The organism is Lutibacter sp. (assembly GCF_013139515.1).
Classification (GTDB): domain Bacteria; phylum Bacteroidota; class Bacteroidia; order Flavobacteriales; family Flavobacteriaceae; genus Lutibacter.
This window is the reverse complement of the sequence record NZ_WTAR01000006.1, coordinates 1-13,348: the sequence shown is the minus strand read 5'-3', so window position 1 is coordinate 13,348 and position 13,348 is coordinate 1. Positions and strand designations below refer to the sequence as shown.

The window sequence follows — 13,348 nt, the reverse complement described above, 5'->3', positions numbered from 1 at the left end:
ATTTAAGTAAAATATTAAGTTTTACCATAATTTTTATGGTCTTTTTTCAAGCTTGCAACAAAAGTGATACTGTAGTTGTTTTTGATAATGAATTGGAGTTAATTTCAAGCAATAAAATAAATGTATCAGAAGCTTCTGGCTTAACAATTAATGCTGCAGGTTCAACCTTATATACCGTAAGTGATAATACAAGTAATATTTATGAATTAGCAATTGACGGAACTGTTATAAAAGAATATGTTTATAACGGTAATGATGTTGAAGGGATTTCTATGGTTTCAAATAATAAAATGTTGTTAGTTGAAGAAAGAACCAAAGAAATTGTTGAATATGATTTAAGCTCAAAAACGTATAATAAGCATACAATAATTTATAGTAATAATGATTCAAATAGTGGTCTTGAAGGAATAGCAATTAACTTAAATGACAATTCTATTTTTATCCTTAATGAAAAAGATCCAGGATTATTAATGCGTTTAAGAAGCGATTTTTCAATAATTGAATCATATAATTTGAATTTTGCATCAGATTATTCAGGAATATTTTACGATAAAGACTTAAATATTTTATGGATTTTGAGTGATGAAAGAAAAACTATCAATAAATGCAGTTTAAAAGGAGTTTTAATTAAGAGTTATTCGATAAATGTAAATAAAGCAGAAGGAATTGCAGTAACAAATAATACTATTTATATAGTGAGTGATTCAAATTCAACACTTTATAAATTTAATAAACCAATTGATTAATAACCCAACAAAAACCAAGAATAAACCTAGTTATTATGGGAAAATCAGCAATGAAAATAGGCGAAATATCTAAACCTCGATTTGAGTTTAGAACCTTCGGTCAAAATTTTGATGAATCAGCTAAAAGAATGGCAAGATTATCGGTCCCAATTCCTGAAAAAGTTTGGGAAAGAGAATCAGAAGAAATTTATATCTTGTCAAAAACAAATGATATCAACAACACCAAATTACGTGATGGTAAAATGGATATTAAAACATACGTACAAACTGTTGATGGTTTAGAGCAATGGAATCCATTAATGAAAGGTGAATTCCCTATTGCTAAAGAAGTTTTAATAAAGGATGTATTTCCAGCATTTCAGGTAGAAATACCTGATTTCACAAAAGACACTTATACCGTTGAAGAATTTTTAGAAATGATTGATGCACATCCTGATTTACAAGGTGTTAGAGTTCATAAACAACGTTTTGGCTATATGGTAAATAATACATTATGTGAAGTAGGGAATGTGTTAGTAAACGGAGCTAAAATTGTAACAATTAATTCAGAATCAACTGAAATTGAAGATATTAATAAAACAATTGCAGATTGTAAATTAGAAGGTGTTGAAAACATAAACTATTTACAAGCAATAAAAAGAGTAATAGGTTGGATTAATAAACCATTAGCAAATTAAATATGGCACAAGAAATAGAAAGAAAATTTTTGGTAAAAGGTGATTATAAAGATTTTGTAGTCAAAAAAACAAAAATTGTTCAAGGTTTTCTCTCAACAGTTCCAGAAAGAACAGTTCGTGTTCGTATTAAAGGAGATCAAGGGTATCTTACCATAAAAGGAATCGGGAATAAAAGTGGTGCTTCAAGGTATGAATGGGAAAAAGAAATAACTCTTAATGAAGCTAAAGAACTTATGGCTATTTGCGAACCAGGTGTTATTGATAAAACACGTTTTATAGTTCCTGCCAATAATAACTTATTTTTTGAAGTAGATGAATTTTATGGTGAAAATGAAGGCTTAACAGTGGCTGAGATAGAATTACCATCAGAAGATGCAGCCTTTGAAAAACCAAGTTGGTTAGGTGAAGAGGTTACAGGGCAAGTAAAATATTACAATTCTATGTTAATGAAAACGCCGTTTAAAAGTTGGTAGTGCCAAATAATAATTACAAATTCACGAGAACTTTAATTTAAAAAAAGTAAAACAAATGGAAGAAGAAATAGCAAAAGATAAATTTGATGTTTTAGATATGACTAACTACCGGATGGAAAAACTTCCAGTAAGAGAAAAATCTAAAATTGAAAAATTTTTAATGCTAATTGGTGCTCCGTTAGCATTAATTTCATTTGTTTTAATCCTTTTTGTTTTTGATGTACCATTTTTAAAAAATTTAAATATTGATTCACTTAGTAAAGGTGCAAAAGAGAATTATGATGCTATTGGTTCAGTAAAATTTATTCATATTAATAAGGCCATGCTTGCGATTTTTGTGGCTTCACTTATTTTATGGATTACTGAAGCTATTCCAAATTATTTAACATCTTTAATATTAATTATTTCATTAGTTCTTACTGGTGTTTTACCAGAACAAGTTGCATATGCGCAATTAGGGCATAAAATTATGTGGCTAAATATTTTATCTTTCATTTTAGCAAGTATGCTTGTTGCAACAGGTGTTGCAAAACGTTTTGCGCTTTGGTTTATTCTAAAATTTGGTAAAAATGCTTCATCAGTAATTTTGAGTTTTATGGCAATAAATATAATTTTATCATTATTTATTTCCGCAACAACTGCAAAAGCAGCAATTTTATTGCCCATAATGATGGTTGTTGCCGCAGTTTATGGAGCTTCAAAAGGAACTAGAAATAATTTTGGGAGAAACTTAATTCTACAAAATTTGTTTCAAATTAATATGGGAGCTGCATCTTTTTTAACAGGATCTGGAGCTAATTTATTAGCCGCAGCACTAATTGCTGGAGCTATAGGTACAGATATATTTTTCTCTCAATGGATGATTGCAGCTTTTCCAGTAGCTTTAGGTTTAATGTTTATTGCTTGGATTGTTGGTATGAAAATAATTTTCCCCTTAAGTAAAGAAGAAAGACAGCCAAGTATATTTGGAGGAATGGAAAGTTTACAAAAGGAGTTAGAAAGTTTAGGTAGTTTGTCTTTTAATGAAGTTAAATCAGTCATAATTTTTGTATTAATTTTAATTTTGTGGGTGACAGATAGGTGGCATGGGGTAAGTCCAACTGCAGTAGCTTTTGTTGGTGCTATTATTGCTTTATTACCTAGAATAGGTATCGTAAAATGGAATGATGTTGATATTCCTTGGCATTTATTACTATTTTCAGCAGGTGCATATACACTTGGAGCAGGGTTTAAAGTAACGGACTTACCTTCAATATCTGTAAATGCGTTTTTTGATTCAATGGGATTTGGAGATTCAACACCATTTTGGGTATTGTATGTGATTTTAACAGGTGTAATGGTATTTAGTGCTTTATTTATGCAATCAAAAACAATGCGTACCATGATTTTTATTCCTATTGCTATAGGTGTGGCAATACGTTTTGATTATTCAATTATGAGTCTTGCTTTTCCAGTAGCTATGTTAATTGAGCATGTGTATGTTTTACCATTTAATAGCAAACCGTCTTTACTGCTATATTCTACAAACCATTACAGTTGGTCTGATACTTTTAAATACGGTTTCACCATGCAATTAATAGCTTGGTTAGTTTCAATTTTAATGGCAATGACCTATTTTAAGTGGTTGGGGATAACGCCAAATGGATTGTTTTAAAATATAATCAGGATGAATTATTATATTGAAATTGTAAAAGCATACCCAATTTATAGTGCAATGGTGCAATTTGCTATTTTAGGAACATTAGGAGATGTTTTTTCAAAATGGATGCAACAAGGTAAAATATACAAACCTTATAATGTGTCTATTATACTTTTAAAAATGTTAGAATGGGCAATTATTGCTATAACTATAAAATATGCTTTTGTTGGTTTTCAAGGGTTTGTTGATGGTTTAGTTGCTCACCATTTATTGCCAGAGCTTAGTAATTTTGGAAGAGCATTTACGGTTTCTGCAACAATGAATTTACAATACGGATTATTTCTTGTTATTTTTCATCGCTTTTTAGATAATTTGATTGCTAAGCAAAATAACTGGGAAAATATTGACAAAGGAATGTTTTCATTAATTTGGTTTTGGACTCCTGTGCACACTATTACTTTTATGTTAGATAAACCTTATCAAATTGGTTTAGCTGCAATTTGGAGTGTTGTTTTAGGTTTTATACTAGGTTATTATAATAGGGAAAGTAAACAGTAAAATATGCAAACACAAAAGCGCTAAAATTATTTTGATGCTTGTGCCTTAAGATGTTCATTAAATCAAACTTTTCAAGTAGTTTTCTAATATTTTAGAAATAGCATCAATTTTAATTAATTGGTAATTAATATTTCCTTTTTGTAAGGTTTTTCTCATATGTTTTCCAATTGCTCTAACAAATAGGATGTCAACCTTTTCAAACAAAGTTAAAAGATCATCATGATTATGTTCTCCATGTTCATGATTATGGTCTTTACCTTGTTCGTCATCTTGGTCATTATGAAAATGTGTGTTTTTAGTGTATTCTACAGATTGAATTTCTTTATTTTCAATTGAGTAAATAGCAAATTCAATTGCTCTTCCAGTTCGTTTTGCGATAGTTTTTATGTCATTTGTAGGTATTGCTATTTTTATAATTAATTTGTTCGAAGTTTTCTATTTTAACTCATTACTTTTTTAAATTTCTGTATTAAAATTACCGCAATAACACCTCCAAAAAATGAAACAACAATGTTAATTATAAACAAGTAGAGATTAATATTTCCTAATTTCATTATCGCATTTGGGTCAAAGCCCAACCTTCCAAAAGATTTAATAAATAAAATACTTCCAAACACACCTGCAATTGTATTTCCAATAATACCCAAAGTGTATTTTTTAAGAATTAATCCAGCTAGGTTAGCTCCAATTATTCCTATAATAATACTAATTAATGAGATTAAGGTTTGTGTCATAAAAGCTAAATATTTTAATGTCCGTAATCCATTTTATCTACTTTTCCACTGAATAATTTCTTCTGAATAATTAAATAAATAGCAATAAGAATTAAGCCAATAACTCCCCATCCTAAAGCAACAGATAAACCATATTCAGATGTAGCTGTATTATATATTGTAAGTGGTTCGCTTAAATTGTTAGTTGAAGGTAATATTACAGGGAATAAAGAGGCTAAAGAGGAAGTTATTCCTCCTAGTATGACTAAAGTTGATAACATAAAACCGTAAATGTCTTTTTTGAATTTTTTGATAAAAAACAACCCCAATAACCCTAAAAAATATATAACAGGAAATATTATTAAGTAAGGTTTATCAATAAAATTATCTAAAGAATTTGGATTCACTATTTGCCAAACCAACAATGAAATAAAAGTTAAAGCAGCTAATAAAATATTTAACTTAAAAATCACTGATTTAAGGTTGTTATTTATTGATGAGTTTGTTTTTAAAATAATCCAATTTGCTCCATGAATAGCCAAAGTAACTACAGAAATTAATCCAATAATAATAGTAAACCAGTCAATAACGCCAGGGGTTTCACTTAAAGGGCTAAAAGTACTATTCCATAAAGGCAAGAAAAAATAGTGCAGTTCAAAAGTAGCTACACCGTTTTCAATTCCACCTAAATTTACGCCTCTAACAATATTTCCTAAAGCAATTCCAAAAAATAAGGCTAATAATAAGCTAGCAACACCAAAGGATTTATCCCAAATGTCTTTCCACATTTGAAAATTAAATTGGCTTCTAAATTCTAATCCAATTGCTCTAAAAATTATTAACCATAAAACCATTATTAGAGGAAGGTAGAAACCACTAAAAACCGATGCGTAAAATGTAGGAAATGCCATAAAAAGCAACGCTCCACCAGCTACAAGCCAAACTTCATTAAAATCCCAAAATAAGCCTGCAGACTTTGCAATTACTTCTTTGTCCTTTTCGGTTTTAGCAAAAAACAAATGAATAATACCTGTTCCAAAATTGTAACCATCTAAAATAAAAAAGATAGCGAAAACAACTGAAATTATAATATACCAAAATATTTCCATAATTTAATGTTTTTGAGATGTTGGTCCTTGATGAATTGTTTTGCCTACAAGTACTAAAAATAATAAACCAAGTAGCATGTATAATGCAACAAAGCCTAGTAGTGTAAATAATGTATTCCCTGATGAAACTGTTGGAGATACACCTTCACTTGTTTTTAATAATCCATAAACTAAATAGGGTTGTCTTCCTAATTCGGCAGTATACCAACCTGTAATATTTGCTATATAAGGAAAAGGAACTAAGAACATTATAGCCCAAAGTAAAGGTTTTAATGTGTATAGTTTCTTTTTCCATAAAAAGAAGACTGCTAAAGCCATTATTGCGATAAAAATAGTTCCTAAACCAACCATTATATGGTATGAATAATAAAGTGCAGGAATATTATCAGGTAATTCTTCTTCTTTAAATTGATCCATTCCAGGAATTTGTTTGTTCCAATCTTGATACGTTAAAAAACTAAGAATATTAGGTACTGCAATTTTATTGTCTAATCTTTTATGGATCATATCAGGTTGCCCAATAAGTACTATTTCTGCTCCCGCTTCTTCAGTTTCAAAAATTCCTTCCATAGCAGCAAAAGTAGCTGGTTGATATTTTGCAACATTTTTAGCGTTCCAATCTCCTGTTGGAAATGCAAGAAGTAAACTTGAAACTAAACCGAAGATTACACCTGTTTTTAAAAATAATTTCCCGTATTCTATACTTTTATTTCTTAAGATATAAAAAGCACCAATACTAGCAACTACAAAAGAAGAGGTTACAAGAGATGCAAGTTGATTATGCAAGAAAGCAGGTAATAACCAAGGATTACTAAATAGTTTTGAAAAATTTTCTAGTACAAACTTACCATTATCTAAAATTTCGTAACCTACTGGGTGTTGCATCCAAGCATTGGTTGCTAAAATTAAATATCCACTTGCCCAAGAACCTAAAAAGATTAAAAAACCTGTTAAAAAGTGAAGTTTTTGTCCCATTAGTTTTTCGCCAAAAATAAATAAAGCTAAGAATGAAGATTCTAGAAAGAATGAAAATAAGCCTTCCATAGCTAAGGTTTGACCAATAATTCCACCAGTGAGTTCAGAAAATTTTGCCCAATTGGTACCAAATTGAAATTCCATAGGAATTCCAGTAACAACTCCCATTGTGAAATTAACAGCAAATATTTTCATGAAAAATTTTGCGGCATTATTGTATTTCTCTATGTTAGTTTTTAAAAATCGCCACTTATAATAAACAATTATTAAAGACAGTCCCATTGTTAACTGGGGAAATATATAGTGGAATGTGATAGTAAATGCAAACTGCAATCTATCATAGAAAATCATATCTTCCATAATCAATTTTTGAAATTTTATTCATTAAAATTAAAATAAAAAACAAAAATACAATTCTAAATACTTAACAGTGTAAGTATTATAGCAGAAGAATTTATTTTATATAAAAATATGAAATTTAGAGCTGTTAACTTATATGGTTATGTTTTATGAAGAGTGTAAATAATTATTTCTGTCTAAAATAAATTACAATGGGTACACCTTTAAAATCATATAGTTCACGTAGTTTATTTTCAACATAGCGCTTGTATGGTTCTTTAACATATTGAGGTAAGTTGCAAAAAAACACAAATTGAGGTGTAGGTGTTGGTAATTGCATACAAAACTTAACTTTAACAAATTTCCCTTTAATAGCAGGAGGTCCATTATGTTTAACTATATCTAGTATTGTATCATTTAACTTGCTAGTAGGAATTCGTTTTTTTCTGTTTTCAAAAACTTCAACAGCAGTTTCAATAGCTTTAAAAATACGTTGCTTAGTTAAAGCGCTAATAAATAAAATTGGAACATCAGTAAACGGAGCAATTTCTTGTCTAATTTTAGCTTCAAAATCACGCATTGTGTTGGTTTCTTTTTCAATTAAGTCCCACTTATTAACAAGTATAACAACACCTTTTTTATTTTTTTCAGCTAACCAAAAAATATTTTCATCTTGACCTTCAAAACCACGAGTAGCATCAATTACCAAAACAGCAACATCACAATATTCAATGGCTCTTACGGCTCTCATAACCGTATAAAATTCTAAATCTTCTTTAACTTTAGATTTTTTTCTAATTCCAGCTGTATCAACCAGATTAAAATCAAATCCAAAACGATTGTATTTAGTGTCAATTGAGTCTCGAGTTGTTCCTGCAATATCAGTTACCACAAACCTTTCTTCGCCAATTAGAGCATTTATAAATGAAGATTTTCCAGCATTTGGGCGTCCTACAACAGCAAAACGAGGTAATTCACTTTCTTCTTCAGTATCGTCGTCTAATTTTTCAGCCAATGCATCTAGCAATTCACCAGTTCCACTTCCGTTGATAGATGAAATAGTGTGAAATTCACCTAAGCCAAGATTGTAAAATTCAACAGCATCAGTTTCGCGCATAGCGTTATCAACTTTGTTGACAGCCATAAAAATAGGCTTTTTAACTTTTCGTAAAAGATTAGCAACCTCAATATCCATTGGGTTAATTCCAATTTCAACATCAACTACAAATACAATAATATCAGCTTCATCAATGGCTAATTGTACTTGTTTTCTAATTTCATCTTCAAAAACATCATCAGAACCTAATGCATAACCTCCAGTGTCAATTAGAGAGAATGTTTTCCCATTCCAATCACTTTTCCCATAGTTTCTATCACGAGTAACTCCACTCACTGAATCAACAATAGCTTCTCTTCGTTGAACTAAACGATTAAATAAGGTTGATTTACCAACATTTGGTCTTCCTACAATGGCTACAATATTACTCATTGGTGCTTTTTAAAATTTTTGCAAAAGTACACAATTTTAATTTGAAAGAACAGGTATTGTTTTTTCAAAATTTTTTATCTAATAAAAAAGACTATATTTCGAAACTGAAAAAATTAATTAATGAGTGAGCAAAAGAATAATCCTATTTTTTTACGCCCTAGGTTTAAAATGGATTTTGAGGAAAGTCAACATGAATTGTTAGATAAATTTAAGGACAATTTAGCAGATGGAGATTGTAAATATTGCAGTAAAATTGTTGATGGTCATATTATAATTGATGTGCCTATTGAAGAGAATCATTTTTGGTCACCTCAATTAAATATTGAAATTGAAAATGTACACGATAATAAATCAATAGTTAAAGGCTTGTTTGGCCCAAAGCCACAAGTTTGGACATTGTTTATGTTTTTTCATTTTTCAGTAGCAGCTGCTTTTATCGCTTTTTTAGTAATGACATACGTAAAATGGACTTTAAATAAAGATTATAAATTTTCTTTTATAATGGTTATAGTACTGCCAATTTTATGGGTGATTATGTATGCTTTAGGAAGATTTGGAAAAAAAACTGGACATGCTCAAATGAAAGAACTTCATGAATTTATGATGAAAACCCTTGATAAGAAATTTTAAAAATATAGTTTTTTGTTAATCGTTATAGCCAAAACGCTTTAGCTGGCGCTTATCATTTCTCCAGTTTTTATTCACTTTTACATACAATTCTAAATGAATTTTTTTATCGAAGAATTTTTGAAGGTCTTTACGAGCTTCAATACCAACACGCTTTAAAGCTGCCCCTTTATGACCAATAATAATTCCTTTTTGAGTTTCACGTTCAACCATTATTACTGAACGTATTTTAATAATTTTTTCACTCTCAAAAAACTCCTCAGTTTCAATTTCAACTGCGTACGGAATTTCTTTTTTATAATGCATTAGAATTTTTTCGCGAATAGCTTCATTCACAAAAAAACGTTCAGGCTTATCAGTTAACTGATCTTTTGGGTAAAATGCTGGAGATTCAGGTAAAATTTCTAAAATTCTATTAAAAACACCATCAACATTAAAATTTTCTAAAGCTGAAATTAATGTGACTTCAGCATTCGGTACTTTTTCTTTCCAGTATAATAACTTTTCTTCAATTTCTTCTTGAGTAGATTTATCAATTTTATTGATTAATAAAAGTACAGGTATTTTTGAATTCTGAATCTTAATAAAGAATTTCTCGTCTTTTAATTCTTTTTCTCCAATTTCAACCATATAAATAAGCACATCAGCATCTTCAAAAGCTGATTTTACAAAATCCATCATAGATGTTTGCAGCTCATAGGCCGGCTTTATAATACCTGGAGTGTCAGAGAATAAAATTTGAAAATCATCACCATTTACAATCCCCAAAATTCTATGACGAGTTGTTTGTGCTTTTGAGGTAATAATTGACAATCGTTCCCCAACAAAAGCGTTCATAAGTGTTGATTTTCCTACGTTTGGATTCCCAATAATATTTACAAAACCTGCTTTGTGCTTCATTTTCAATGTTTAAGGCGACAAAGGTACTCTTTAATATTTTTAATTTAAAAAAACTTGTTGTTTTTTTAAAAAAACATTGTATATTTGCCATCCAAATCGCGGGGTAGAGCAGTAGGTAGCTCGTCGGGCTCATAACCCGAAGGTCGCTGGTTCGAGTCCAGTCCCCGCTACTAATAAATTCCTTAAGTTGTTTGTTATAAATAGCTTAAGGAATTTTTAATTTAAATATTTCCGATATACTCCCTATATTTTAATTTAGTTAGTAGTTAAGTGAGTCTATATACTAAGGTGTATTAGAAATAGTTTACTACTGCTGTGTAGTTAAGATTGTGCTCACAGGTATAATAAAATTGAAAAAATTAATATCCTGAAAAATTTAATTAAACAGCACAAAGGTCTGTGCTTTCTACTTGTTTTATTCTCCTTCTGAAAAGGAGGTGTAAACCGTTTCTAATTTTTACCCATATTTTATTATTTATTCAATTCAATATCTTTTAACGCGGTTTAAAATCCGAATTTAACACCAGAAAAGTCTTTCTATGTTCAAAACCTATTTTTTTCATGAGTAATTTTCACCCATTTTAGAATTTAAATACCTTAGAAGAAAACATATCAATAACTATTCTAGAAGGCTATATTTTTGAGTTTTGACTATATTTTAGATCTGATTTTTTTAAAAAAATCATAGGATCTTAAGAAGAGGTGTTGTAATAATTAGGTTTAAAATAATTCTGTTAAGTATTCTGTCTTTTTACTTTTTTGAATAAATGATAATTCTCCATCTCTTACTGTTAAGAAACAAAACGAAAGATTTAAAATATTTTAAAGAAACTAAACGAAAGTTAAAAATATTTTAATACATTTGTAATGTTGAATTAAGATTTAAATTATGAAAAAATACAATGTATTGGTAATTGGTGATTTGAATGTTGACCTAATACTTAATAACATTATTGATTTACCGAGAATTGGATCTGAAATTATTGCTAACAATATGCAATTAGTATTGGGAAGCTCTTCAGCAATATTTGCTAGTAATATTAGTGTTTTAGGAGAGGAAGTTGCTTTTTTGGGTAAAATAGGTAGCGATATGTTTGGTAAGGTTGTTGGTGATTCATTAGTTAGTAAAAAAGTTTCCACTGAATTTATAATTAAAAATAAATCTTTAAATACTGGAGCAACAGTGGTGTTGAACTATGGGGAAGATAGAGCTATGGTTACTTACCCAGGAGCTATGGAATTATTAAGTGGAAATGACATTTCGGATGATGTATTAAATTCTGCAAATCATTTACATATTAGTTCAATTTTTCTTCAGCCATTACTACTTAAGGATTTAAAAGATGTTTTATCTAGGGCAAAGTCTTTGGGGATGACAACTTCGCTTGACCCACAATGGGACCCTTCTGGAAAATGGGAATTTGACATAGCTCAGATTTTGCCTTATGTAGATGTTTTTCTTCCAAATAAAAAGGAGTTTTTATTGATTACTGGTAGTGAGAGTTTGGGAGAAGGGGTTAAAAAAATAAGCCCTTTTGCTAATATGGTGGTTGTTAAAAACGGTAGTAACGGATCGTATTTGTGGTGTAAAAATGAAGAACTAACAAAACCAGCTTTTTTAAATAATAATATTGTTGATTGTATTGGAGCTGGTGATAGTTTTGACGCTGGTTTTATAAGTAAATATATACAAGGTAGAGATAATAGTGAGTGTTTGGAGTTTGCAAATTTATGTGGTGGAATTAACACGACAAAGACTGGTGGCACAGGAGCTTTTGAGTCTTTGGATATGATTAAGGAAATTGCAGTTGAATCATTTGGTTATAATTTTTAGTGTTATGAATCTTAAAGAAAAATTAAAACAAAATAAAAAAAATGGTCAAGCGACTTTGGCTACTAATTTCTATAATTTCGAGACACTTTCAGCGGTATTAACAGCTGCTAAAAATGAAAACTCATCATTAATTTTACAGTTGTCTGAGAGTTCTATTAAGTACTTAGGTCTAAGTACTGCAATATCAATGTGTAGATCTTTGCAAAAAGAATATGAGGTGGAATCATGGCTTCATTTAGACCATGGAAGTGACATGAATCTTATCAAAAAGAGTATAGATTTAGGTTTTGATTCAGTCATGATTGATGCTAGTGAAAAATCTATGGATGAAAATATAGCTTTAACAAAAGAAATTGTTAGGTATGCTGAATCTTATAATATTAATGTTGAAGGTGAATTAGGGTATGTCGCTAAATTAGGTCAAAGTCAAAGTCAATTGGTGTTTACTCAGCCTGAGGAAGCAAAATATTTTGTTGAGATGACGGGTGTTGATGCTTTGGCTGTTGCTGTTGGTTCTGCTCATGGATTTTACAGTCAAACACCAACTTTACAAATAGATTTAATTAATAAAATTAATAAAATAACTGATGCTTCTTTGGTTCTTCACGGAGGTTCTGGAATACCACACGATCAAATATTGTCAGCAATTCAGAATGGAATGACGAAGATTAATTTAGCTACTGAAATCAAAAACTCATTCATGTTAAAATTGAGAGAAGTATTAGGTCATAACAATGAAATTGATCTTAGGAAAGTATTTCCTAAAGCTACAAATGCAGCTGTTGAACTGGTAACTGAAAAACTTCAGTTAATAAATTATAGTTAAAGAAAAAGTTTGATTTATGTTTGATTAATATTCTGCACTTTAAAGTGTAGTTGAATAAGGCTGCCAATTTAGGTGGCCTTATTTATTATTTATGATGTTTAGTAAAATGTGAGAGTTGAGTTCTTGAGACCGTGAAATTAAGCAATAATTACTTTGATACCTTTTTTAATTAATTCTAATCTAGTCTCTTCGGGTAAGTTGTTATCTGTTATTACTGTGTGAACAGCAGAAGTTGGTGCTATTAGGGCAAATCCAGGTTTGTTAAATTTGCTAGAGTCAGCAACTGCAATAACTTCTCTAGCAATTGAAATCATTACTTTATTGATGCTAGCTTCTTCCATATTAGGTGTTGACAATCCTTTATTTATATCAAAACTATCTACCCCAAGAAAAAGTTTATCACAGTAAAAATTAGTTAAAAAGGCTTCAGCAAATTGACCTCC

Annotated in this window: 15 protein-coding genes and 1 tRNA gene; 9 read left to right on the top strand and 7 right to left on the bottom strand. The window is 29.7% G+C overall.

The window, feature by feature from the left end; translation table 11 throughout:
* The first annotated feature begins 35 nt into the window (after nucleotides 1-35).
* From GQ540_RS00435 to GQ540_RS00415, 5 genes are read left to right on the top strand one after another with little or no spacing between them, the layout of a single operon-like run.
* Nucleotides 36-746: an SdiA-regulated domain-containing protein gene (locus tag GQ540_RS00435; RefSeq protein ID WP_291795659.1), complete on the top strand. Its 711-nt coding sequence runs from the start codon at nucleotides 36-38 to the stop codon at nucleotides 744-746.
* A 35-nt stretch (nucleotides 747-781) separates the two neighbouring features.
* The gene (locus GQ540_RS00430) at nucleotides 782-1,423 is read left to right on the top strand and encodes a hypothetical protein (RefSeq protein ID WP_291795655.1); all 642 of its coding nucleotides are present in this window, start codon (nucleotides 782-784) and stop codon (nucleotides 1,421-1,423) included.
* Between the two features lie 2 nt (nucleotides 1,424-1,425).
* Nucleotides 1,426-1,896 (top strand): CYTH domain-containing protein, encoded by a 471-nt coding sequence (locus tag GQ540_RS00425; protein ID WP_291795652.1) that lies wholly within the window; start codon nucleotides 1,426-1,428, stop codon nucleotides 1,894-1,896.
* A gap of 55 nt (nucleotides 1,897-1,951) precedes the next feature.
* The gene (locus tag GQ540_RS00420) at nucleotides 1,952-3,550 is read left to right on the top strand and encodes an SLC13 family permease (RefSeq protein ID WP_291795649.1); all 1,599 of its coding nucleotides are present in this window, start codon (nucleotides 1,952-1,954) and stop codon (nucleotides 3,548-3,550) included.
* Nucleotides 3,551-3,562: 12 nt separating this feature from the next.
* Entirely contained in the window at nucleotides 3,563-4,093 is a 531-nt protein-coding gene (locus tag GQ540_RS00415; protein WP_291795647.1) for a hypothetical protein, read from the top strand.
* A 57-nt stretch (nucleotides 4,094-4,150) separates the two neighbouring features.
* On the opposite strand, the gene GQ540_RS13195 is transcribed toward GQ540_RS00415, so the two are convergent.
* From GQ540_RS13195 to der, 5 genes are all read right to left on the bottom strand, one after another.
* Complete coding sequence (locus tag GQ540_RS13195; RefSeq protein ID WP_367205830.1) at nucleotides 4,151-4,471, bottom strand: NifB/NifX family molybdenum-iron cluster-binding protein; 321 nt, start codon at nucleotides 4,469-4,471, stop codon at nucleotides 4,151-4,153.
* Nucleotides 4,472-4,533: 62 nt separating this feature from the next.
* The gene (locus tag GQ540_RS00410) at nucleotides 4,534-4,827 is read right to left on the bottom strand and encodes a hypothetical protein (RefSeq protein ID WP_291795644.1); all 294 of its coding nucleotides are present in this window, start codon (nucleotides 4,825-4,827) and stop codon (nucleotides 4,534-4,536) included.
* A 14-nt stretch (nucleotides 4,828-4,841) separates the two neighbouring features.
* Nucleotides 4,842-5,915, bottom strand: coding sequence for a cytochrome d ubiquinol oxidase subunit II (gene cydB / locus GQ540_RS00405; RefSeq protein ID WP_291795641.1), 1,074 nt, complete (start codon nucleotides 5,913-5,915; stop codon nucleotides 4,842-4,844).
* A gap of 3 nt (nucleotides 5,916-5,918) precedes the next feature.
* Nucleotides 5,919-7,250, bottom strand: coding sequence for a cytochrome ubiquinol oxidase subunit I (locus GQ540_RS00400; RefSeq protein ID WP_291795638.1), 1,332 nt, complete (start codon nucleotides 7,248-7,250; stop codon nucleotides 5,919-5,921).
* A gap of 166 nt (nucleotides 7,251-7,416) precedes the next feature.
* On the bottom strand, nucleotides 7,417-8,718 hold the full coding sequence (gene der, locus GQ540_RS00395) for a ribosome biogenesis GTPase Der (protein ID WP_291795635.1): 1,302 nt from the start codon (nucleotides 8,716-8,718) through the stop codon (nucleotides 7,417-7,419).
* Nucleotides 8,719-8,838: 120 nt separating this feature from the next.
* Here der and GQ540_RS00390 point away from each other — a divergent pair, with 120 nt between their 5' ends.
* Nucleotides 8,839-9,348, top strand: a complete 510-nt coding sequence (locus GQ540_RS00390) for a GTP-binding protein (RefSeq protein ID WP_291795632.1) — start codon at nucleotides 8,839-8,841, stop codon at nucleotides 9,346-9,348.
* A 15-nt stretch (nucleotides 9,349-9,363) separates the two neighbouring features.
* On the opposite strand, the gene era is transcribed toward GQ540_RS00390, so the two are convergent.
* Complete coding sequence (gene era, locus GQ540_RS00385) at nucleotides 9,364-10,245, bottom strand: GTPase Era (RefSeq protein WP_291795629.1); 882 nt, start codon at nucleotides 10,243-10,245, stop codon at nucleotides 9,364-9,366.
* A gap of 97 nt (nucleotides 10,246-10,342) precedes the next feature.
* Between era and GQ540_RS00380 the strand changes: the two genes are divergently transcribed.
* The 3 genes from GQ540_RS00380 (at nucleotide 10,343) to GQ540_RS00370 (ending at nucleotide 12,905) form a co-directional block, all read left to right on the top strand.
* Nucleotides 10,343-10,415, top strand: a tRNA-Met gene (locus tag GQ540_RS00380).
* Nucleotides 10,416-11,134: 719 nt separating this feature from the next.
* On the top strand, nucleotides 11,135-12,079 hold the full coding sequence (locus GQ540_RS00375) for a carbohydrate kinase family protein (protein WP_291795626.1): 945 nt from the start codon (nucleotides 11,135-11,137) through the stop codon (nucleotides 12,077-12,079).
* A gap of 4 nt (nucleotides 12,080-12,083) precedes the next feature.
* Nucleotides 12,084-12,905, top strand: coding sequence for a class II fructose-bisphosphate aldolase (locus GQ540_RS00370; protein ID WP_291795623.1), 822 nt, complete (start codon nucleotides 12,084-12,086; stop codon nucleotides 12,903-12,905).
* A gap of 137 nt (nucleotides 12,906-13,042) precedes the next feature.
* Here GQ540_RS00370 and GQ540_RS00365 read toward each other — a convergent pair.
* Nucleotides 13,043-13,348 (bottom strand): DeoR/GlpR family DNA-binding transcription regulator (locus tag GQ540_RS00365; protein WP_367205828.1); only part of this gene is annotated, 306 nt, incomplete at its 5' end.